Source organism: Streptomyces sp. NBC_00247 (genome assembly GCF_036188265.1).
GTDB lineage: Bacteria > Actinomycetota > Actinomycetes > Streptomycetales > Streptomycetaceae > Streptomyces.
On sequence record NZ_CP108093.1, the window covers coordinates 2,917,096 to 2,937,973 of the forward strand.

The 20,878-nt window shown below is 71.6% G+C and carries 20 protein-coding genes; 11 read left to right on the plus strand and 9 right to left on the minus strand.

Going from position 1 to position 20,878, the window contains the following annotated elements; genetic code table 11:
• Positions 1-106 precede the first annotated feature (106 nt).
• From folP to OHT52_RS12310, 5 genes are all read left to right on the plus strand, one after another.
• Positions 107-967, plus strand: coding sequence for a dihydropteroate synthase (gene folP / locus OHT52_RS12290; RefSeq protein WP_328720186.1), 861 nt, complete (start codon positions 107-109; stop codon positions 965-967).
• Positions 964-1,467, plus strand: coding sequence for a nuclear transport factor 2 family protein (locus tag OHT52_RS12295; protein ID WP_328720187.1), 504 nt, complete (start codon positions 964-966; stop codon positions 1,465-1,467). Before folP ends, OHT52_RS12295 begins: the two co-directional genes overlap by 4 nt.
• Before the next feature lie 275 nt (positions 1,468-1,742).
• The gene (gene folB, locus OHT52_RS12300; protein ID WP_328720188.1) at positions 1,743-2,102 is read left to right on the plus strand and encodes a dihydroneopterin aldolase; all 360 of its coding nucleotides are present in this window, start codon (positions 1,743-1,745) and stop codon (positions 2,100-2,102) included.
• Positions 2,099-2,710 carry a 2-amino-4-hydroxy-6-hydroxymethyldihydropteridine diphosphokinase gene (folK, locus tag OHT52_RS12305; RefSeq protein ID WP_266707356.1) on the plus strand — a complete coding sequence of 204 codons (612 nt, stop codon included), beginning with the start codon at positions 2,099-2,101 and terminating at the stop codon, positions 2,708-2,710. Before folB ends, folK begins: the two co-directional genes overlap by 4 nt.
• Before the next feature lie 131 nt (positions 2,711-2,841).
• Complete coding sequence (locus OHT52_RS12310) at positions 2,842-3,324, plus strand: DUF3180 domain-containing protein (RefSeq protein ID WP_328720189.1); 483 nt, start codon at positions 2,842-2,844, stop codon at positions 3,322-3,324.
• 124 nt (positions 3,325-3,448) lie between these two features.
• On the opposite strand, the gene folE is transcribed toward OHT52_RS12310, so the two are convergent.
• The 6 genes from folE to dacB all read right to left on the minus strand — a co-directional run bounded on the left by folE (position 3,449) and on the right by dacB (position 11,156).
• On the minus strand, positions 3,449-4,063 hold the full coding sequence (folE, locus tag OHT52_RS12315) for a GTP cyclohydrolase I FolE (protein ID WP_328720190.1): 615 nt from the start codon (positions 4,061-4,063) through the stop codon (positions 3,449-3,451).
• 152 nt (positions 4,064-4,215) lie between these two features.
• Positions 4,216-6,246, minus strand: a complete 2,031-nt coding sequence (gene ftsH, locus OHT52_RS12320; protein ID WP_328720191.1) for an ATP-dependent zinc metalloprotease FtsH — start codon at positions 6,244-6,246, stop codon at positions 4,216-4,218.
• A gap of 241 nt (positions 6,247-6,487) precedes the next feature.
• Positions 6,488-7,027 carry a hypoxanthine phosphoribosyltransferase gene (hpt, locus tag OHT52_RS12325; RefSeq protein ID WP_275496049.1) on the minus strand — a complete coding sequence of 180 codons (540 nt, stop codon included), beginning with the start codon at positions 7,025-7,027 and terminating at the stop codon, positions 6,488-6,490.
• A 101-nt stretch (positions 7,028-7,128) separates the two neighbouring features.
• Entirely contained in the window at positions 7,129-8,226 is a 1,098-nt protein-coding gene (gene tilS, locus OHT52_RS12330) for a tRNA lysidine(34) synthetase TilS (RefSeq protein WP_328720192.1), read from the minus strand.
• Between the two features lie 196 nt (positions 8,227-8,422).
• Positions 8,423-9,565, minus strand: a complete 1,143-nt coding sequence (locus tag OHT52_RS12335) for a zinc-dependent metalloprotease (protein ID WP_328720193.1) — start codon at positions 9,563-9,565, stop codon at positions 8,423-8,425.
• A gap of 106 nt (positions 9,566-9,671) precedes the next feature.
• Positions 9,672-11,156: a D-alanyl-D-alanine carboxypeptidase/D-alanyl-D-alanine endopeptidase gene (dacB, locus tag OHT52_RS12340; protein ID WP_328720194.1), complete on the minus strand. Its 1,485-nt coding sequence runs from the start codon at positions 11,154-11,156 to the stop codon at positions 9,672-9,674.
• Positions 11,157-11,242: 86 nt separating this feature from the next.
• On the opposite strand from dacB, the gene OHT52_RS12345 reads away from it, so the two are divergent.
• Both OHT52_RS12345 and OHT52_RS12350 read left to right on the plus strand, forming a co-directional pair.
• Entirely contained in the window at positions 11,243-11,737 is a 495-nt protein-coding gene (locus OHT52_RS12345) for an inorganic diphosphatase (protein ID WP_328723710.1), read from the plus strand.
• 229 nt (positions 11,738-11,966) lie between these two features.
• Positions 11,967-13,670: a threonine/serine ThrE exporter family protein gene (locus tag OHT52_RS12350; RefSeq protein ID WP_328720195.1), complete on the plus strand. Its 1,704-nt coding sequence runs from the start codon at positions 11,967-11,969 to the stop codon at positions 13,668-13,670.
• Positions 13,671-13,752: 82 nt separating this feature from the next.
• Here OHT52_RS12350 and OHT52_RS12355 read toward each other — a convergent pair whose 3' ends face one another.
• Positions 13,753-14,463 (minus strand): DedA family protein, encoded by a 711-nt coding sequence (locus tag OHT52_RS12355; protein WP_328720196.1) that lies wholly within the window; start codon positions 14,461-14,463, stop codon positions 13,753-13,755.
• A gap of 146 nt (positions 14,464-14,609) precedes the next feature.
• On the opposite strand from OHT52_RS12355, the gene OHT52_RS12360 reads away from it, so the two are divergent.
• The 4 genes from OHT52_RS12360 to OHT52_RS12375 all read left to right on the plus strand — a co-directional run bounded on the left by OHT52_RS12360 (position 14,610) and on the right by OHT52_RS12375 (position 18,680).
• Positions 14,610-14,975: a YbjQ family protein gene (locus OHT52_RS12360; RefSeq protein WP_327177166.1), complete on the plus strand. Its 366-nt coding sequence runs from the start codon at positions 14,610-14,612 to the stop codon at positions 14,973-14,975.
• A 156-nt stretch (positions 14,976-15,131) separates the two neighbouring features.
• Entirely contained in the window at positions 15,132-16,385 is a 1,254-nt protein-coding gene (locus OHT52_RS12365; RefSeq protein WP_328723711.1) for an ion channel protein, read from the plus strand.
• 169 nt (positions 16,386-16,554) lie between these two features.
• Positions 16,555-17,178, plus strand: coding sequence for an NAD(P)H:quinone oxidoreductase (gene wrbA, locus OHT52_RS12370; RefSeq protein ID WP_328720197.1), 624 nt, complete (start codon positions 16,555-16,557; stop codon positions 17,176-17,178).
• 80 nt (positions 17,179-17,258) lie between these two features.
• The gene (locus OHT52_RS12375; RefSeq protein ID WP_328720198.1) at positions 17,259-18,680 is read left to right on the plus strand and encodes a glutamate decarboxylase; all 1,422 of its coding nucleotides are present in this window, start codon (positions 17,259-17,261) and stop codon (positions 18,678-18,680) included.
• A gap of 18 nt (positions 18,681-18,698) precedes the next feature.
• Here OHT52_RS12375 and OHT52_RS12380 read toward each other — a convergent pair whose 3' ends face one another.
• Together OHT52_RS12380 and OHT52_RS12385 are read right to left on the minus strand one after the other, a co-directional pair.
• Positions 18,699-19,232, minus strand: coding sequence for a DinB family protein (locus OHT52_RS12380; protein WP_328720199.1), 534 nt, complete (start codon positions 19,230-19,232; stop codon positions 18,699-18,701).
• Between the two features lie 131 nt (positions 19,233-19,363).
• Entirely contained in the window at positions 19,364-20,821 is a 1,458-nt protein-coding gene (locus OHT52_RS12385; protein ID WP_328720200.1) for an aldehyde dehydrogenase family protein, read from the minus strand.
• Positions 20,822-20,878 lie beyond the last annotated feature (57 nt).

Here is a 20,878-nt window from a genome sequence, read left to right on the forward strand (position 1 = left end):
CCGGACGGGCCGGGGCCGGTCGGCCGCCGGCCGTGCTCCGGAGCCCGCGGGCACCGGAGCACGCGAGGCCCGCATGCCCCCGAACGAAAGGCCCTACGCTGGACGTATGAGTACGTTGCGCGGACGGGGCACGGTCGAGGGCCTGCCGGAGTGGGACCGCTGTGCGGTCATGGGTGTCGTCAACGTGACCCCCGACTCCTTCTCCGACGGAGGCCGGTGGTTCGACACCACGGCCGCGATCAAGCGCGGGCTGGCCCTGATGGCCGACGGCGCGGACCTGATCGACGTCGGCGGTGAGTCGACACGGCCCGGCGCGAGCCGGGTCGACGAGGACGAGGAGCTGCGCCGGGTGGTACCGGTCGTCCAGGGCCTGGTCGCCGAGGGCGCCGTGGTCTCCGTGGACACCATGCGGGCCCGGGTCGCCGAGCGGTCCGTCGCGGCCGGCGGTGTGCTCGTGAACGACGTCAGCGGCGGGCTGGCCGACCCGGACATGGTCCGGGTGGTCGCCGAGACCGGGGCGCCCTTCGTGGTGATGCACTGGCGCGGCTTCAGCGAGTCCATGAACGCCCGGGCGGTGTACGCGGACGTGGTCGGCGAGGTCGTCACCGAGCTGCGCGCACGCGTGGACGCCGTGGTCGCGGGCGGGGTGGCACCCGAGCGGATCGTGATCGACCCGGGCCTCGGCTTCGCCAAGGACACCGCCCAGGACCTGGCGCTCGTCGCGCACCTGGACGCGCTGCACGGTCTCGGCCGTCCGCTGCTGGTGGCCGCCTCCCGCAAGCGGTTCCTCGGGCGGACCCTGGCCGGTCCGGACGGCACCCCGCCGCCGGCCCGCGAGCGCGACGCCGCGACCGCCGCGATCTCCACGATCTCCGCCCGGGCGGGTGCCTGGGCGGTCCGGGTCCACGAGGTCCGGGCCAGCGCCGACGCCGTACGCGTGTGCCGTGCCGTCGAAGGAGCCGTGTGACCACGCCCGAGGGCTCCGACGAGAACGGCGCCCCCGGCGTCCCGGACGCGGCAGCCGACGTCGCCGCCGTCGAACGGGCGAACACCGACTTCTACGAGGCGATGGAGAGCGGCGACTACGAACGCCTCGCCGACCGCTGGCTGCCCGGGGAGGACCTCACGGTCTCCTGCGTCCACCCCGGCTGGCCGGTGCTCCGGGGGCGCGGCGACGTGCTGCGCAGCTACGCGCTCATCATGGCGAACACCGAGTACATCCAGTTCATCCTGACCGACGTCGACGTCGCCATGACCGGGGACACCGCCCTGGTCAACTGCACGGAGAACATCCTCAGCGGCGGCCCCGCCGAGGGCGACGACACCGTGGGCCCACTGGTCGGCCAGCTGGTCGTCGCGACCAACGTGTTCCGGCGCACCCCGGACGGCTGGAAGCTCTGGTCCCACCACGGGTCGCCGGTGCTGACCGAGTCCGACGAGGAACCGGAACGGGAGTCCCCGGCCTGATCCGGCGTACGGCGCGCGCCGTCGGGGATTGAGACCCCCGGACAGCGGGTATACGCGGACACCAGCGTCCGAGGGCGCGGCGGGCGCTCCTCGCGGGGCGGCCGCCGGACGTGCCCCACCTACCCGACGCCCCGCTCTGTCGGTGCCCGCGGGTAGATTCGGGAGAAGGCGTCTTCGCCGGGACGCGGTGCCGGTATGCCGGGCGCGCGGGCCCGGCACCCTCCGAAAGGAAGGTTCCCGCGCCCCGTGGACCAACAACAGCAGGAGTGATTCGCGTGGATCGTGTCGCGCTGCGCGGCCTCAAGGCCCGTGGACACCATGGCGTCTTCCCCCGGGAGCGTGAAGAGGGCCAGACCTTCATCGTGGACCTGGCCCTGAGCCTGGACACCCGGGCCGCGGCCGCCGCCGACGATCTCTCGCGGACCGTGCACTACGGCATCGTCGCGGAAGAGGTCGTCGCCATCGTCGAGGGCGAGCCCGTCGACCTGATCGAGACCCTCGCCGAACGCATCGCCCAGCAGTGCCTCAAGCACGAGGGAGTCCACGAGGTCGAGGTGGTCGTCCACAAGCCGGACGCCCCGATCACGGTCCCCTTCGACGACGTGACCATCACCATCACCCGGAGCCGAGCATGACAGCATTTTCCGCCCGCGGGCAGAGCGATCCCACGGTCCAGCCGGTGCCGGCCTCGGTCGTCCAGCAGGTGGACGACGCCGACATCACCCTCTCCAACCCCAAGCGGGCCGTGATCTCCCTCGGCTCCAACCTGGGCAACCGCCTGGAGACCCTCCAGGGCGCCATCGACGCCCTGGAGGACACCCCCGGCGTCCGGGTCAAAGCGGTCTCCCCGGTGTACGAGACGGAGCCCTGGGGCGTGGAGCCCGGCTCCCAGCCCTCGTACTTCAACGCGGTGGTCGTGGTGAAGACGACGCTGCCGCCGTCCTCGCTGCTGGAGCGCGGCCAGGCCATCGAGGAGGCCTTCGACCGGGTCCGCGAGGAGCGCTGGGGACCCCGCACCATCGACGTCGACATCGTCGCGTACGCCGACGTGGTCTCCGACGACCCGCACCTCACCCTGCCGCATCCCCGCGCCGGGGAGCGGGCCTTCGTCCTCGCGCCCTGGCACGACGTGGACCCCGAGGCCCAGCTGCCGGGCGCCGGTCCCGTCGCGGGGCTGCTGGCCGCGATCGGGCGGGACGGCGTGCTGCCCCGGGCCGACCTGGAACTCCGCCTGCCCGAGTGATCCCCCGCCCCGGGGAGCGGTGCCACGGGCCCGCGGCGGGTACGCGGGATCACGGGGCGGTCCTCAGTCGTTAGGCTCAGGGCAGACATGACCGCGGGACGGATCGCGGGCGGCGAAGGGCGGCGTGACCGGTGAAGCAACTACGGCTCCGAGTGCTGGCCGGCCTCTTCGCCGCCGCGGGCGTGCTGTCCTGGGCGGCCGCCCGCCTCTGGGATTCCCTGGGCACCCTGCCGAGCGTCCCGTTGGCCGCACCGATCGTGCTCGCGGCCATCGCCGCGGTCCTGCTGGCGACGGCCCTCTCGCTGCGCTCCCGGCTCCGCGCCCAGCGCGAGCGCCGCCCCGGGGCCAAGGGCGTCGAACCGCTGATGGCGGCGAGGGCCCTCGTCTTCGGCCAGGCCAGCGCCCTGGTGGCCGCCCTGGTCGCCGGGATGTACGGCGGCACCGCCGTGTTCCTGCTGAGCCATCTCGACCTGGCGCCACGCCGCGACCAGGCGATCTACGCCGGCGCCGCCGTGGTGGCCTCCTTCGCCGTCATCGCCGCGGCCCTCTTCCTGGAGCACGTCTGCAAGCTCCCCGAGGACCACGACGACGACAAGAGCGTGGCCGCGGCCTGAACCGGGACTCCCCCGGAGGCACACGGCCACCACACGGCCACCACGTCGTGTTTGGAAGCAGCGTCGTCCGCCCTGAGGGCGCCAGGCGGGACTTCGAAAACGGCCTGGCCACGGGCCGGCCGCCTCAGCGGGCCATGATGAGGCTCATCGCCTCGGCCCGCGTCGCCGGGTCGCGGAGCTGCCCGCGCACGGCCGAGGTGATCGTCTTCGCCCCGGGCTTGCGGATGCCCCGCATCGACATGCACATGTGCTCGCACTCGATGACGACGATGACGCCGCGCGGCTCCAGGATCTCCATCAGCGACTCGGCGACCTGCGTGGTGAGCCGCTCCTGGACCTGCGGCCGGCGGGCGTAGACGTCCACCAGGCGGGCCAGCTTGGAGAGCCCGGTGATCTTCCCCGAGGTCGCCGGGATGTACCCCACGTGCGCGACCCCCCGGAACGGCACCAGGTGGTGCTCGCAGGTGGAGAAGACCTCGATGTCCTTCACCAGGACCATCTCGTCGTGCCCCAGGTCGAACGTGGTCGTCAGGACGTCCCCGGCCTCCTGGAAGAGCCCCGCGAAGATCTCCCGGTACGCCCGCGCGACGCGCCCCGGGGTCTCCAGGAGCCCTTCACGGTCCGGGTCCTCGCCCACCGCGATCAGCAGCTCCCGTACGGCGGCCTCGGCCCGCTTCTCGTCGAACTCGCCGTACGGGCCGTTCGCGTGAGCGCCGTCCAGCGTCACCGGGTCGGTCATCTGTGCCTCGTTCCTCTGCGCGCCGGCTGCGCGGTGCCTGCGCGACCAGCAGAAAAGCCGCGCCCCCACAGGCTAAAACCTGGGGGGCGCGGCATCCATTCCGGTACGGGCGGGCGGCGGGTGAGGGCCGTCACACCTGTGCGGCAGGGAGGTCAGCTCTCCGGACGGTCCTCCGAGGAGATGTCCTTGGCCGGGGCGGCGTCCGAGGAAGCCGCCGAGCCGTTGGCAGCGGCCGAGCCGTTGGTCAGCGCGAGCTCCTTCGGCGAGAGCACCGGCGGACGCGTCGACGGGGTGCGCCGGGCCGAACCGGTCCACGCCGGACGGGCCGGACGCTTCACGAGCGGGGCGAAGATCTCCGCGATCTCCTCCTTGCCCAGGGTCTCCTTCTCCAGGAGCTGGAGGACCAGGGTGTCGAGGATGTCGCGGTTCTCGACCAGGATCTCCCACGCTTCGTTGTGGGCGGTCTCGATGAGCTTCTTGACCTCCTCGTCGACGAGCGCCGCGACCTCTTCCGAGTAGTCGCGCTGGTGGCCCATCTCGCGGCCCACGAACGGCTCGGTGTTGTCACCGCCGAACTTGATCGCGCCGAGCCGCTCGGTCATGCCGTACTGCGTCACCATCGCGCGGGCCGTGGCACTGGCCTTCTCGATGTCGTTGGCGGCACCGGTGGTCGGGTCGTGGAAGACCAGCTCCTCGGCAGCGCGCCCACCCAGCATGTACGCGAGCTGGTCGAGCATCTCGTTGCGCGTCGTGGAGTACTTGTCCTCCTCCGGGAGCACCATCGTGTAACCGAGGGCACGGCCGCGGGAGAGGATCGTGATCTTGTGCACCGGGTCCGACTGGGGGGAAGCCGCCGCTACCAGGGCGTGGCCGCCCTCGTGGTACGCGGTGATCTTCTTCTCCTTCTCGGACATGATCCGGGTCCGCTTCTGCGGGCCGGCCACGACGCGGTCGATCGCTTCGTCCAGGGTGGAGTTGTCGATCAGCTTCTTGTTGCCGCGCGCCGTGAGGAGCGCCGCTTCGTTCAGCACGTTCGCCAGGTCGGCGCCGGTGAAGCCGGGGGTACGTCGGGCGACGGCGTTCAGGTCGACGTCGTCGGTGACCGGCTTGCCCTTCTTGTGCACCTTGAGGATCTCCAGGCGCCCCATCATGTCCGGGCGGTCCACCGCGATCTGGCGGTCGAACCGGCCCGGGCGCAGCAGCGCCGGGTCGAGGATGTCCGGCCGGTTGGTCGCGGCGATCAGGATCACGCCACCCTTGACGTCGAAGCCGTCCATCTCGACGAGCAGCTGGTTGAGCGTCTGCTCGCGCTCGTCGTGACCGCCGCCCATGCCGGCACCGCGGTGGCGGCCGACGGCGTCGATCTCGTCGACGAAGACGATCGCCGGGGCGTTCGCCTTGGCCTGCTCGAAGAGGTCGCGTACCCGGGAGGCACCGACACCGACGAACATCTCGACGAAGTCGGATCCGGAGATCGAGTAGAACGGCACGCCCGCTTCGCCGGCGACGGCGCGTGCGAGCAGCGTCTTGCCCGTACCGGGCGGCCCGTAGAGCAGGACGCCCTTGGGGATCTTGGCGCCGACGGCCTGGAACTTCGCCGGCTCCTGGAGGAACTCCTTGATCTCCTGGAGCTCTTCGACGGCCTCGTCCGAGCCCGCCACGTCGGCGAACGTCGTCTTCGGCGTGTCCTTGGTGATCAGCTTGGCCTTGGACTTGCCGAACTGCATGACCTTGGAGCCGCCACCCTGCATCTGGTTCATCAGGAACAGGAAGATGACCACGATGAGGACGAAGGGCAGGAGCGACAGCAGGATCGAGAGGAACGGCGACTGCTTCGACGGCGAGACGGTGTAACCCTTCTCGATGTCACCGCTCTCGAACTTCTGCTGCAGCGTGTCGGCGAGGTCGACGCCCTGGCTGCCGATGTAGCTGGCCTGGAACTTGCTGCCGGACTCGCCCTTGAGCTTCTGGCCGTCCTTCAGCTCGACCTTGAGGATTTGTTCGTCACCGGTGGTCAGCTTGGCCGACTCCACCTGGTTCTTGCTGATCGCCTGGACCACCTTGGCGGTGTCCACCGTCTTGTAGCCGCCGGACGAGCCGACGACCTGCATCAACACGACCACGGCGAGGACGGCCAGCACGATCCACATGACCGGCCCACGGAAGTATCGCTTCACGTCCATCCATACGGAGCGAAGTCGCCCCGTCCCTCCTGCCCGTAGGTAAATGCTGCTGTGAGATTGAGACTGCTCTTCGGACCGTACCCCAGCATTGTGGCCTTCGACCGCCGGGGACGTACCGGAAACCCTTATTCGAGACCTTCAACGGCGGGAGCGCGGTAAGGGTTCCCGGCGCCGCCGTGTTCCGGGAACGGCCCCGGCCGTCGTGCGGCGGGGGCCGTGCTCCCGGAAGGACGCCAGCCTCTCAGCCGCCGTAGACGTGCGGGGCGAGGGTGCCGACGAAGGGGAGGTTGCGGTACTTCTCCGCGTAGTCCAGCCCGTAGCCGACGACGAACTCGTTGGGGATGTCGAAGCCGATCCACTTCACGTCGATCGCGACCTTGGCGGCGTCCGGCTTGCGCAGCAGGGTGCAGACCTCCAGGCTCGCCGGCTCGCGCGAGCCCAGGTTGGAGAGCAGCCAGGACAGCGTCAGCCCGGAGTCGATGATGTCCTCGACGATCAGGACGTGCTTGCCCTTGATGTCGGTGTCCAGGTCCTTGAGGATGCGGACGACCCCGGAGGACTGGGTGCCCGCGCCGTACGACGAGACGGCCATCCAGTCCATGGTGGCGGGGGTGGACAGCGCGCGGGCCAGGTCGGCCATGACCATCACCGCGCCCTTGAGGACCCCGACGAGGAGCAGATCCTTGCCCGCGTACTCCGCGTCGATCTTGGCGGCGAGCTCGACGAGTTTCGCGTCGATCTCTTCCTTCGTGAGGAGCACCGACTGGAGGTCGCTGCCCATGTCCTTCTCGTTCACCCGCGTCTCTTTCTTCGCCCGCCCGGCCCGGTGCGTGTCACCCGGGCCCGGCCGGCCGTCTCGCCTGCACTTCAGCCGCTTGCTCTTCAGCTCTGCCGGATGACCAGTCTGCCACCCTGACGCCGGGCTTCGACGCGGCCGGGCAGGTTGAGGGCGCGCTGACCCCGCCAGCCGGTGATGAGGCGGTCCACTTCCTCGACGTGCCGGGCGAAGAGCGAACCCGCCGGGGCGCCCGCCTCGATGACCGCGCGGCGCAGTACCCGGCGGCGCACGGCGGGCGGCAGCGCCCAGAGCTTGGCGCAGTCCAGCTCGCCGTCGTCGTCGCGTACGGCGCGCGCGGCCTCGGCGGCCCAGCCGTCCAGGGCGTCGGCGTCGTCCCGGGAGAGCTGGGCCGTACGGGCGAGCGCCTCCACGACGCCCTTGCCGAGGGCCTTCTCCAGGGCGGGCAGGCCCTCGTGGCGGAGGCGGGAGCGGGTGTAGGCGGGGTCGGCGTTGTGCGGGTCGTCCCAGACGGGGAGGGACTGGACGAGGCAGGCCTTGCGGACGGTCTGGCGGTCCAGTTGGAGGAACGGGCGGCGGTAGCGTCCGGCCGGCCCGGAGGCGGCGGCCATGCCGGAGAGCGAGCGGATGCCGGAGCCCCGGGCGAGCCCGAGCAGCACCGTCTCGGCCTGGTCGTCACGGGTGTGGCCGAGCAGGATCGTGGCGGCGCCGTGACGCTCGGCGGCGGCGTCGAGCGCGGCGTAGCGGGCGTCGCGGGCGGCGGCCTCGGGGCCGCCTTCGCGTCCGACGTGGACGGCGACGGCCTCGACGGGGTCGAGGTCCATGGCGGTCAGCCGGGTGACGACCTCGGCCGCGCGCAGTCCGCTGCCGGTCTGGAGGTTGTGGTCGACGGTGATGCCGCCGGCCCGTACGTCGAGTTTGCGGGCCTCGAAGGCGAGGGCGGAGGCGAGCGCCATGGAGTCGGCGCCGCCGGAACAGGCCACGAGGACGAGGGGCCGGGGCGGGACGACGGGCCGTTCGGGGAAGGCCGTCCGGCCGGCTCCGCCGGCTTCGGCGAGGCGGGGGTTTCCGGGCCGGTCGAGGTGGAAACCCTGGCCGGTGCGGAGGGTGTGTTCGGTGAGTACGTCGTGGAGTACGCGGCGGACCGCCAGGCGTATCGCCGCGACCGCAGGATGGGGACCCATGTCCGGTGCCCTTCTGGAGTTCTGGGAGGTGCCTCCGAGAGGCGGGACGGCGAGGTGCCCTCCCTGACGTCACTCAGAGTGCGTCGATGGTGACAGAGGCAAGCTGTCCACCGAGCATTGCACGGCTTCCCATGCCCTCATGGTCCCTCGGATGGGTGATTGGAGGACCGTTGTCCGGCCGTGGGCCCCGTCAAGATCACGAATCTGCCTTACGGTGCACGCGCGCGACCCAGTCCGCGGGGGAGGCGATCTCCGCCTTCGTCGGAAGGGTGTTGGGCGAGGTCCACACCCGGTTGAACCCCTCCATGCCGACCTCGGCGACCACGGCGCTCACGAACTTCTCGCCGTCGCGGTACTGACGGAGTTTCGCGTCCATGCCGAGCAGCTTGCGCAGGGCCAGGTCGAGGCGGCCCGCGCCGCGGGCCCGGCGCTGCTGGAACTTCTCGCGGATCTCGGCGACCGAGGGGACCACGTCGGGTCCGACCCCGTCCATGACGAAGTCGGCGTGGCCCTCCAGCAGGGACATCACGGCGGTGAGCCGGCCGAGGATCTCGCGCTGGGCGGGCGTCTGGACGAGTTCGACGAGGCTGCGTCCGCCGCCCTCGCCGCGCTCTCCCTCGGGCCGCCCGCCGACGAGCGACTGCACGGCCTCGCGCAGTTGTTCGACGAAGGTGGCGGGGTCCACGTCGGTCTCGTCCAGGAAGGACTGGATCTCCCCCTGGAGGTGGTCGCGCAGCCACGGCACCCCGGTGAACTGGGTGCGGTGGGTCTCCTCGTGGAGGGCCACCCAGAGCCGGAAGTCGTGCGGATCGACGTCGAGTTCGCGCTCGACGTGGACGATGTTCGGGGCGACCAGGAGCAGTCGGCCGCCGCCTTGGTCGAGGGCGGGCAGCTCCCGGCTCGCGGGGGCGAAGGTCTCGTACTGGCCGAGCACCCGGGAGGCGAGGAAGGACAGCAGCATGCCGAGTTCGACGCCGGTCACCTTGCCGCCGACGGCCCCGATGACGCTCTGAGCGGGTCCGCCGCCGCGCCGTTCCTCCATCTTGCCGAGCAGGGGGCGCAGGAGTTCGCGGAACCCCGCGACGTTGGCCTTGATCCACCCGGCCCGGTCCACGACCAGGACGGGTGTGTCGGCGGGGACGGGGGCCCCGGGGCCCTCGGGGATCATCCGGGTGAAGGAACGGACGTGCTGCTCCGAAGCCTTGGCGTGGCGGCGCAGCTCCGCGACGACGGCGCGCGCCTCCTCACGGTCGATCTCGGGACCCGGCCGTACGAGGCGGGTCGCGGTCGCCACCGCGAGATTCCAGTCGACCATCTCGGCACCACCGATGCTCGTCATGCGTCAACCGTACGTGAGGGTGCGCCTCGGTGGTGGGGCGTTGACGGGCCGGACGGTGGCTGAAGGGCCGCCGCGCACCGATCCGCCACGAACCGCGGGAGGGCCCTCAGCCGGCTTCGGCTGCCAACGCCGAGGCGAGGTCGTCGAGGGCCTTCTCGGCGTCACCGGGGGAGGTGGTGCCGGAGGTGAGGAAGGCGAAGGCGAGCAGCCGCCCCCGGGCGTCCACGACCGTGCCGGCCAGGGCGTTGACGCCGGTGAGGGTGCCCGTCTTGGCCCGTACGAGTCCGGCGCCGCCCGACTTTTCGCCGTACCGGCCGCCGAGCGTGCCGCTGAAACCGGCCACCGGGAGTCCGGTGAGGACGGGGCGCAGTTCGGGGTGGGCGGGGTCGGCCGCATGGGCGAGCAGTCCGGCGAGGAGGGCGGCGGAGACCTTGTCGTTCCGGTCGAGTCCGCTTCCGTCGCCGAGCCGGGCGCCGGTGACGGGCATACCGATCTTCTTCAGCTGTGCGGTGACCGCGCCGCGGGCTCCGGCGAAGCTGGCCGGGCGGCCGGTGCCGAGGGCGGTCTGCCGGGCGAGGGCCTCGGCGAGGTCGTTGTCGCTGTTGGTGAGGGTGCGTTCGACCAGTGCGGAGAGCGGGTCCGAGCGGTGGGTGGCGAGGGTGGTCGCCTTGGCCGCGGCCCGGTGGGAGCGCGGTTCGGCCGTCGCGTTCACGCCGCTGTCCTTCAGGTACCCGGCGAACAGGCGTGCGGCTTCGGCTGCGGGGTCGCCGGAGCGCGCGGCGGGCCCGTGGTCGCTCTTGTCGAGGCGCCCCTCGCGGACCATCAGCGCGCTGACCGGCGCGATGTTGTCGTTGGGGCCGATGGGGTGACGGGCGGGTCCGGAGTAGGCGGAGGCGTCGTACGTGAGGGCGACCTTTCGCACCTTCCGGTCCGTCAGGGCCTTCGCGGTGGACCGGGCCAGCGCGCGCAGCCCGGCCTCGTCCAGGGTGGGGTCGCCGCCGCCGACGAGGGTGACGGTGCGCAGGTCGGGCGAGGCGCGCACGGTGGTGTCGATGCGGTGGTCGGGGCCGAGCGCGGAGAGCGCGGCGACCGTGGTGGCGAGCTTGACGGTGGAGGCCGGGGTCATCGGTGTACCGGCGGCGCGCGCGTAGATCTGCTTGCCGGTGGCGGTGTCGACGACGACGGCCGTCGTACGGGTGCCGAGCGCGGGCGCCTTCATCAGCGGGTCCAGCGCCTTGCCCGGCGCGAGTGCCGTCCCGGCCGGGGTGCGGCCGGTGCCGGTGCCGAGCGCGGCGAGCACCGCCGCGGCGCTGGGCGCCGGCTTGGGCTCGGCCGGGCTTGCCGAGGAACTCCGGTGAGCTGTGTCACCTGTACGGCCCTGGTCGGCGGCCCGGGCGCGTTCGGCCGTACGCTGACCGTTGTCCCAGGGGCCGGCGGCGAACACGGCGCCGGCGGCGACCACCAGGCCGAGAACCGCGGAGCCTGCGACGAGCCGCCAGCTGTCCGGCAGGGCCGGTTTTCCGGTCAGGCTCTTCAGCTTGCCCCAGGGGTCCGACGGTTCCTTCGACGGTTCATCCACCGGCTCGGCCACCGTTGACCAGCCCCTTTCGCGAGCACACTTCTGCGTGGGGGACACTTAACCACCAGTCGTATGTGTTGATCATGGAGGAGCCACCCGTGGAGTTCGACGTCACCATCGAGATCCCGAAGGGTTCGCGGAACAAGTACGAGGTGGACCACGAGACCGGTCGGATCCGCCTGGACCGTCGACTCTTCACCTCGACCAGCTACCCCGCCGACTACGGATTCGTCGAGAACACCCTCGGCGAGGACGGCGACCCGCTGGACGCGCTGGTCATCCTGGACGAGCCCACGTTCCCCGGATGCCTCATCAAGTGCCGCGCCATCGGCATGTTCCGCATGACGGACGAGGCCGGCGGCGACGACAAGCTGCTGTGCGTCCCCGCGTCGGACCCGCGCGTCGAGCACCTGCAGGACATCCAGCACGTGTCGGAGTTCGACCGCCTGGAGATCCAGCACTTCTTCGAGGTCTACAAGGACCTGGAGCCGGGCAAGTCCGTCGAGGGCGCCGACTGGGTCGGCCGTGTCGCGGCCGAGGCCGAGATCGAGGCCTCCTACAAGCGTCTGCAGGACCAGGGCGGCGCGCACTGACGCGGTCCCTCTCCCGGGGCCGCACGGCCCCTGCCGGTTCCGCTTCCGTACGGGTGGCGGGGCCGGGGCACGGGGACCCGAGGGTCCTCGTGACGGCTTGAGGACAGCGTGGACGGGCGGTACACCTCACCGGTGTGCCGCCCGTTTCGCGTGCGGGTCCCTTGGCCGTGCCCATACTGGGCAGGAGTGCGGCCAGGACGCATCGGGCCAGGAAGAGCGAGGTCAGGCAGTGGCGGAACAGGGCGGTCCGGAGGACCAGAAGCCCCAGTCCGACGAGGCGCACAGTGCGTTCACCGCGCCCGCCGGGGTGGAGCAGCCCACGCCGCCGCTCGAAGAGGACCATCCGACCTCGGAGTTCGCGGTACCGGCCGGGGTGCAGCCGGAGCCGTCCAGTCCGGGTTCCGCTTCCGGTCCGGGAGGGGCCGGCAAGAACTTCCCGAACTCGGACACCCTCGGCTCGGCCTTCACGCCGCCCCGGGTGTACGACGCGAGCCAGACGCCCGCCTTCACCCCGGCGCAGGGCATCCCGATGGTCCGGCTGACCAAAGAGGCGCCCTGGCAGGACCGGATGCGCACCATGCTCCGGATGCCGGTCACCGAGCGGCCCGCGGCGGAGAGCGTCCAGCGGACGGACGACTCGGGGCCCGCCGTGCCGAGGGTGCTCGACCTGACGCTCCGTATCGGCGAGCTGCTGCTGGCCGGCGGCGAGGGGGCCGAGGACGTGGAGGCCGCGATGTTCGCGGTGACGCGTTCGTACGGTCTGGACCGGTGCGAGCCGACCGTCACGTTCACCCTGCTCTCCATCTCGCACCAGCCTTCGCTGGTCGAGGACCCGGTCACGGCGAGCCGCACGGTGCGCCGCCGGGGCACCGACTACAACCGGCTGGCGGCCGTCTTCCGGCTGATCGACGACATCACCACCGAGGACGTGGACGTCTCGCTGGAGGAGGCGTACCGGCGCCTCGCGGAAATCCGCCGCAACCGCCATCCCTTCCCCGGCTGGGCGCTCACGGTGGCCGCAGGGCTGCTCGCCGGGGCGGCCTCGGTGCTGGTCGGCGGTGGCGTGGTGGTGTTCTTCGTGGCGGCGGCCGGCGCCATGCTCGGCGACCGTCTGGCCTGGTTCTGCGCGGGGCGCGGGCTGCCGGAGTTCTACCAGTTCACCGTCGCCGCGATGCCGCCCGCCGCGCTCGGGGTGGCCCTGACGCTCACCCACTGGAGCGATGTGCGGCCGTCCGCCGTGATCACCGGTGGGCTCTTCGCGCTGCTGCCCGGGCGGGCGCTGGTGGCGGGTGTGCAGGACGGTCTGACCGGCTACTACATCACCGCCGCCGCGCGCCTGCTGGAAGTCATGTACTTCTTCATCGGGATCGTGGTCGGGGTGCTGGTGGTGCTCTACCTGGGGCTCCAGCTGGGTGCCACGCTCAATCCGGAGGAACGTTTCGTCGCACACGACCGGCCGGTGCTCCAGATCCTGGTGTCGATGGCGCTGAGTCTGGCCTTCGCGATCCTGCTCCAGCAGGAACGGTCCACCGTGCTCGCGGTCACCCTCAACGGCGGGGTCGCCTGGATCGTCTACGGGGCGATGGCCCGCACCGGCGGTCTCTCGCCGGTCGCGGCGACGGCGGTGGCGGCCGGCCTGGTCGGCCTGTTCGGGCAGCTCTTCTCGCGCTACCGCTACACCTCCTCGCTGCCGTTCATCACGGCGGCCATCGGCCCGCTGCTGCCCGGTTCGGCGACCTACTTCGGGCTGCTGGGCGTCGCCCAGGGCGAGCTGGACCGGGGGCTCGCCTCGCTCTCCACGGCGGTGGCGACGGCGCTGGCCATCGCGATCGGGGTGAACCTCGGGAGCGAGATCTCCCGGCTCTTCATGCGGGTACCGGGTACGGAGACCGGCGCGGGCCGCAGGGCGGCCAAGCGCACCCGCGGGTTCTGACCGCCGGACCGTACGCGCGGACGGCGCCCGTCCCGTGCGTGCCGGGAGGGGCGCCGTCCGTGTGCGGGGTGCGGGGCGGGGTTCAGCGCTTGGCGTGACGGCCCCGGCGGCCGGCGGCGCCGCCGGGGCCGGTGGTGCGGTCGTCGTCGTCCTCGCGGCCCGCGGCGGCCTTCTTCGACTTGGAGCGGGCCCGGAGGAACTCGATCGCGATCGGCACCACGGAGATGAGCACGATCAGGACGAGCATCGCCTCGATGTTCTGGTGAACGAACTCGATCTTGCCGAGCACCGCTCCGAGCACGGTCACCCCGACGCCCCAGAGGATGCCGCCGACGATGTTGAAGATCAGGAACGAGCGGTAGTTCATCCGGCTGACACCGGCGATGATCGGCGTGAAGGTGCGGACCACGGGTACGAAGCGGGCCAGGATCAGCGACTTCGGGCCGTACTTCTCGAAGAACTCGTGTGCCTTCTCGACGTTCTCCTGCTTGAAGAGCTTGGAGTCCGGACGGTTGAAGAGGGCGGGGCCCACCTTCCGGCCGAAGAGGTAGCCGACTTGGTCCCCGATGATCGCGGCGAGCCCGATCAGCACGCAGACCAGCCAGAGCGGGTAGCGCAGCTGGCCCGTGGTGACCAGCAGACCCGTGGTGAACAGGATCGAGTCGCCGGGCAGGAAGAACCCGATCAGCAGTCCGGACTCGGCGAACACGATGAGGAGGACGCCGGGAAGTCCGAAGGTGTTGATCAGATAGTCCGGGTCCAGCCAGCTCGGGCCGAGCGCAAGCGTATTCAAGGGTCCGGGCTCCAGGATCGTTCGGTGGGCGGCTGCGTGGCGCCCCAAGCTATCAACGCCCCGGGGATGCTCCGGGTTCCAGTGGCCGCAGTGAGCGTGCGCACGGCACCGGCCGGGGCAAAGCTGGACCCCGGGAGGTGTCATCCATGGGCATCGAGGATTACGGCGGCGGCCAGAGCGACCACGCGGACGTGCTCGTCGTCACCACGAACGACGTACCCGGGCATCAGGTGACCCGGGTGATCGGTGAAGTGTTCGGACTGACCGTGCGCTCCCGCCACCTGGGCAGCCAGATCGGCGCCGGACTGAAGTCGATGATCGGCGGCGAGCTGAAGGGCCTGACCAAGACCCTGGTCGAGACCCGCAACCAGGCGATGGAACGCCTCGTCGAGCAGGCGCGGGCGCGCGGCGCCAACGCGGTGCTGATGATGCGCTTCGACGTCTCCGAGGCGGCGGACGTGGGCACGGAGGTCTGCGCGTACGGAACGGCCGCGGTGATCAGCGAGCTGTAGCGGGCGGCGGCGTCCCGCGCGCGGGGCGTGCCGCGAGGCGTGGGAGATAAACGGCTTGTGCGGCTTTTGCGTGGATAGGGTGAGCCGGTGGCCTCCTCCTCCGCGTCGCCCTCTCCGGCCTCTGCCGCCTCCTCGGCCCGCGCTTTTCCCGGCCCGGTGCCCGCCCCCACGCCCGCTCGGCGGCTGCTGACCGGCCTGCTTCCCGCCCTGGTGGTGGGCGTCGTCTCGGCGCTGGTGCTGCTGGGTGTCAGCCTGCTGGCCGAAAGGTTCCAGGACGTGCTCTGGGAGAACCTCCCGGACGCGCTCGGGATCGGGCGGTACTCCTCGCTCTGGATGATCGTCATGCTCACCGCGACGGGCGTCGCGGTGGGCGTCGTCGTCCACCTTGCGCACGGCCACGCGGGCTCCGACCCGGCCACCACCGGGCTGGTGGGCGCCCCGCTGGGCCCCGGGGTCGTACCGGGGCTGCTGCTGGTCACCGTGCTGGCGCTGGCCGGCGGGGTGAGCCTCGGCCCGGAGAACCCGATCACCGAGACCAACATCGCCCTCGCCTACTGGCTGGGCCGCCGGGTCGCCCCGGACGCGCCCGGCGAGTTGTGGACCGGGCTCGCGGCGGCCGGCACCATCGGCGCCCTGTTCGGCACCCCCGTCGCCGCCGCCCTCATCCTCTCCGAGTTCCTCGCCTCCCAGCCCGGCCCCGGCGCCCTCTGGGACCGCCTCTTCGGACCGCTCGCGGCGGGCACTGCCGGGGCACTGACCATGACACTGGCCGCGCACCCCAGCTTCGACATGTCGCTGCCCGCGTACACCCGCACCGACTGGGGCGATCTGCTCTCCGCCCTGGTGATCGCGTCGGCGGGCGCGGTGCTGGGGATGGCCGGGGTGCTCGCGACGCCCTGGGCGCACCGGGCGTTCAAGGCGCTGCGGTACCCGGTGCTCGCGACGGCCGCCGGCGGGCTGGTGCTGGGACTCCTGGGTGCGCTGGGCGGCCATCTGACGCTCTTCAAGGGCCTGGACGAGGCGCGAGAGCTGACCGCCTCGCCCGACGGCTGGTCGGCCGGGGAGTTCGCGGTGATGGCGGTGGTCAAGATGGCGGCCCTGGTGGTGGCGGCCACCTGCGGGTTCCGGGGCGGCCGGATCTTCCCGGCGGTCTTCGCCGGGGTGGCCCTGGGGCTGTGCGCGCACGCCCTGGTGGACGCGGTCCCGCCCGCGCTCGCCGTGGCCTGCGCGGTGCTGGGCGTGGTGCTCGCGGTCACCCGGCAGGGCTGGCTCAGCCTCTTCACCGCCGCCGTGCTGGTGAGCGACCTGGCGGTGCTGCCGGTGCTCTGCGTGGCGGTGCTGCCCGCCTGGCTGCTGGTGACAGGGCGACCCCAGATGCAGCTGCGCGAGGACGGTACGGCCCTGCGGTGAGGGGCCCGTGCGGCCCTGCGGCCCGAGCCGGTGCCGCAGGGCACCGGCTCTCCTGCCGGACGTGCCGGTTGGGCCGTTTGTCCGTATCGTCACATGCGTACGGCCTCTCGGAGCCGCACGAGAACTCCCCGCCGTACGGCCCGCACACCCGACGCCCGGAGGATCTCGTATGTCCACGCCCGTCAATGTCGCCGTCGTCTACTACTCCTCGACCGGCACCATCGCGACGATCGCCAAGGCCCTCGCCGAGGACGCGGAGAAGGCCGGCGCCGACGTACGGCTGCGCAAGGTCGCCGAGCTCGCCCCGCAGGCCGCCATCGATTCCAACCCCGCCTGGGCGGCCAACGCGCGGGAGACGGCCGGCATCGACGAGGTCGCCGCCGACGACCTCGTCTGGGCCGACGCGGTGATCTTCGGATCGCCGACCCGGTACGGAAACGTCGCCGCCCAGCTCAAGCAGTTCCTCGACACCCTCGGCGGCCTCTGGCAGGCGGGTGCGCTGGCCGACAAGGTCTACAGCGGCTTCACCGCCAGCGCCACCGCGCACGGCGGCCAGGAGTCGACGCTGCTCGCGCTCTACAACACCATCCACCACTTCGGCGGCATCCTCGTCTCCCCCGGGTACACCGACCCGTCGAAGTTCGTCGACGGCAACCCCTACGGCACCTCGCACGTCGCCGGCCAGGGGGACATCCCGGTCGGCGAACAGACGCTGACGGCGGCGCGCGTCCAGGCCGAGCGCGTCGTGAGGTTCACCCGGGCCATCAAGGCCGGACTCGCCGCCGGGGGCTGAACCCGCGGCGGGAACAACGGCTCGGACGACAGCGGCGACGGACCCCGCGACCGGGGCCCTCGGACCGAGAGGACGTGCGCATGGCACTCCACAAGGGATCACACGGCGACGACCACTCCGGCAAGGGCCGCAAGCTGGCCCTCAACCCCTTCTTCGGAGAGGCCGATCCGACGGCGGGCATGACCTCGGCGCCGCCGACGCACCGGCTCCCGGACGGCCCGCTCCCGCCGTCCACCGCGTACGGTCTCGTCCACGACGAGCTGATGCTCGACGGCAACTCCCGGCTGAACCTCGCCACCTTCGTCACCACCTGGATGGAACCCCAGGCCGGGGTGCTGATGGCGGAGTGCCGGGACAAGAACATGATCGACAAGGACGAGTACCCGCGCACCGCCGAGTTGGAGCGCCGGTGCGTCGCGATGCTCGCCGACCTGTGGAACGCGCCCGACCCCACCAACGCCGTGGGCTGCTCCACGACCGGCTCCAGCGAGGCCTGCATGCTCGCCGGTCTCGCGCTGAAGCGGCGCTGGGCGGCGAAGAACCCCGACCGCTATCCGGCCACCGCGCGGCCCAACCTGGTGATGGGCGTCAACGTGCAGGTGTGCTGGGAGAAGTTCTGCAACTTCTGGGAGGTGGAGGCCCGGCTCGTCCCCATGGAGGGCGAGCGCTTCCACATCGACCCGCAGGCGGCCGCCGACCTCTGCGACGAGAACACCATCGGGGTCGTCGGCATCCTCGGCTCCACCTTCGACGGCTCCTACGAGCCGGTCGCCGGCATCTGCGAGGCGCTGGACGCCCTCCAGGAACGCACCGGCCTCGACGTCCCGGTCCACGTCGACGGCGCCTCGGGCGCCATGGTCGCGCCGTTCGTCGACGAGGACCTGGTGTGGGACTTCCGGCTCCCCCGGGTGGCCTCCATCAACACCTCGGGCCACAAGTACGGCCTGGTCTACCCCGGCGTCGGCTGGGCGCTCTGGCGTACGCCCGAGGACCTCCCCGAGGAGCTCGTCTTCCGGGTCAACTACCTCGGCGGCGACATGCCCACCTTCGCACTGAACTTCTCCCGGCCCGGCGCCCAGGTCGTCGCGCAGTACTACACCTTCCTGCGGCTGGGCCGGGAAGGCTTCCGCGCCGTCCAGCAGACCTCCCGGGACGTGGCCCGGGGCCTCGCGACCCGGATCGAGGCACTCGGCGACTTCCGCCTCCTCACCCGGGGCGACGAACTGCCGGTCTTCGCCGTGACGACCGCGCCGGACGTGACGGCGTACGACGTCTTCGACGTGTCCCGCCGGCTGCGCGAGCACGGCTGGCTTGTGCCCGCGTACACCTTCCCGGCCAACCGGCAGGACCTGTCGGTGCTGCGGATCGTCTGCCGCAACGGCTTCTCGTCCGACCTCGCCGAACTACTGCTGGAGGACCTGCGGGCCCTCCTGCCCGAACTGCGGCGACAGGCACGTCCGTTGAGCCGCGACAAGAGCGCCGCGACCTCGTTCCACCACTGAACAGCCCTCGCCAGGGGTCTACTTGCGACTCTCGGCGATCAACTCGAAGGCGGTCCTGCCGTCCAGGGACTCTCGGATGATGTCGGCGTGACCGGCGTGCCGGGCGATCTCCTCGACCAGATGGACCAACAGCCACCGCATGGAGACCTCCTCGTCCTTCGGGAACCAGGGCGCCGGGGGCAGCGGGAAGCTGTCGTCGAGGTCCGGGACCGACCGGACGAACTTCTCGGTCTCGGCGGCGACGCCGTCCCAGAACTCCAGCACCTGGGGCACGGTCTCGTCGCCGACGAGACGGAAGCTGTCCCCCCAGGTCTCCTGGGTGCGTGCCTTCTCGTTGGGCTGCCGCTGCGCCATCCGCAGCCAGTTCAGCTCCGTCTCGGCGACGTGCTTGGCCAGCCCGGAGAGGGAGAGCTCGCTCGCGCTCGGCCGGCTCGCCGCCTGCTCCTCGGTGAGACCGAGCAGAGTACGGCGGATCGCGCCGCGCTGGGCCTCCACGAAGGCGAGGAGGGTGGCGCGCTCGTCGCCGTGCGTCTCGGACACGTGAGTGACCATGCTGACCGTCCCGGAGTAGGGGGCCCTTCGAGGGCCCTGAGGCCGGTGCCCCCGTGGCCCCGACCGACACTCCTACGCTACGAGCCCTTGCGGACAGCTTCTGTCCGCGAGGCCGGGACACGCGGTCGCGTTCAGAAAGGAAAGACCGTGCGGCCGTACTGGACCGAGATCCAGTGCGTGGTCGTGAAGGCGTCCACCACCGCGTCGCCGTTCCGCCGGCCGAGTCCGGACATCTTCTCGCCCCCGAAGGCGGCCAGCGGATCGTCCTGCACGGTGGGCCCGTTGACGTGGAACATCCCGCTGCGGACGCGCCGCGCGAACCTGACCCCGCGCTCCACGTCCACGGTGTGCACGGCCCCGCTCAGCCCGTACGGGGTGTCGTCGGCGATCCTCACGGCCTCGTCCTCCCCGTCGAAGGGGATCAGCACGGCCACCGGCCCGAAGACCTCCTGCGTCAGCAGGGGGGAGCCCTCGGGCACCCCGGTCAGTACGGTCGGCTCCACGACGTTGCCCCGGGTACGGCCCCGCAGCAGCGCGGTGGCTCCGGCGTCGAGCGCCTCGGTGACCAGCCCGGACAACGCGTCGGCCTGGAAAGCGTTGATGACCGGACCGATACGGGTGGCCGGGTCGTGCGGGTCCCCGGCGGTGATCCGGGACACCTCGGCGACGAACCGCTCGGTGAACTCCCGCTCCACCAGGCGGTCGACCAGGATGCGGTTGGCCGCCATGCCGACCTGGCCCTGGAAGAAGAAGCGGCTGAAGACCGCGGCGTCCACCGCCGCGTCGATGTCGGCGTCGTCCAGCACCACCAAGGCGCTGTTGCCGCTGAGTTCGAGCACGCACCGCTTGAAGTGGCGGGCCGCCAGGGCGGCTATCCGACGGCCGACCCGGTCCGAGCCGGTGAAGGAGATCACCGCGGGCACCGGGTGCTCGATGAACGCGTCACCTATCTCGGCGCTGTCCGTGACCACCACGTTGAGCAGGCCCGGCGGCAGCCCGGCCTCCTCGAAGACGCGCGCCACGAGACCTCCGCCGACGACCGGAGCGTTCTGGTGCGGCTTCATCACGACGGCGTTGCCGAGCGCCAGGGCGGGCGCGACCGACTTCATCGCCACGACGAAGGGGAAGTTGAAGGCGTTGATGACGGAGACGACCCCGACGGGACGCCGGTAGAGCCGGTTCTCCTTGCCGTCCACCGCCGCGGGCAGCAGCCCGCCGACCGGGCGGACGGTCTGGCGTATCGCCTCACGGAGGAGTTCGCGGCCGAGGTCGATCTCGTACCGGGCCCGGGGCAGCGTCCCGCCCAGCTCGTCGACCATGGCCTCGGCGATCTCGTCCGCGCGTGCCTCGACGACGGCCAACGCCCTTACGAGGACAGCCTGTCGCTCGTGGGGGCGCGTGGCGGCCCACGCCGTCTGCGCGCGTTCGGCGGCGCGGTACGCCCGGTCCACCTCGGCGACGGTCGCGACCGTGACGGCGCAGAGCTTCTCGCCGTTGTAGGGATTGACGTCGATGATGTCCCACGAACCGCTGCCGGTCAGCCATTCGCCATCGATGTACTGATGGGCCAGTTCATGGAAGAAGGACATGCAATCCCTTACTGCAGGCGTTCGCACACTCCTGATCGAGCCTCATCGTACGCGTGG

Excerpts from the sequence above, each read along its gene's own strand:
- folE (WP_328720190.1), bottom strand. The coding sequence starts at position 4,063 with ATGACCGACCCGGTGACGCTGGACGGCGCTCACGCGAACGGCCCGTAC.
- ftsH (WP_328720191.1), bottom strand. The coding sequence starts at position 6,246 with ATGGACGTGAAGCGATACTTCCGTGGGCCGGTCATGTGGATCGTGCTG.
- tilS (WP_328720192.1), bottom strand. The coding sequence starts at position 8,226 with ATGGGTCCCCATCCTGCGGTCGCGGCGATACGCCTGGCGGTCCGCCGC.
- folP (WP_328720186.1), top strand. The coding sequence starts at position 107 with ATGAGTACGTTGCGCGGACGGGGCACGGTCGAGGGCCTGCCGGAGTGG.
- OHT52_RS12380 (WP_328720199.1), bottom strand. The coding sequence starts at position 19,232 with ATGGTCACTCACGTGTCCGAGACGCACGGCGACGAGCGCGCCACCCTC.
- OHT52_RS12375 (WP_328720198.1), top strand. The coding sequence starts at position 17,259 with ATGGCACTCCACAAGGGATCACACGGCGACGACCACTCCGGCAAGGGC.
- folK (WP_266707356.1), top strand. The coding sequence starts at position 2,099 with ATGACAGCATTTTCCGCCCGCGGGCAGAGCGATCCCACGGTCCAGCCG.
- OHT52_RS12335 (WP_328720193.1), bottom strand. The coding sequence starts at position 9,565 with ATGACGAGCATCGGTGGTGCCGAGATGGTCGACTGGAATCTCGCGGTG.
- OHT52_RS12360 (WP_327177166.1), top strand. The coding sequence starts at position 14,610 with ATGGGCATCGAGGATTACGGCGGCGGCCAGAGCGACCACGCGGACGTG.
- hpt (WP_275496049.1), bottom strand. The coding sequence starts at position 7,027 with ATGGGCAGCGACCTCCAGTCGGTGCTCCTCACGAAGGAAGAGATCGAC.
- wrbA (WP_328720197.1), top strand. The coding sequence starts at position 16,555 with ATGTCCACGCCCGTCAATGTCGCCGTCGTCTACTACTCCTCGACCGGC.
- OHT52_RS12385 (WP_328720200.1), bottom strand. The coding sequence starts at position 20,821 with ATGTCCTTCTTCCATGAACTGGCCCATCAGTACATCGATGGCGAATGG.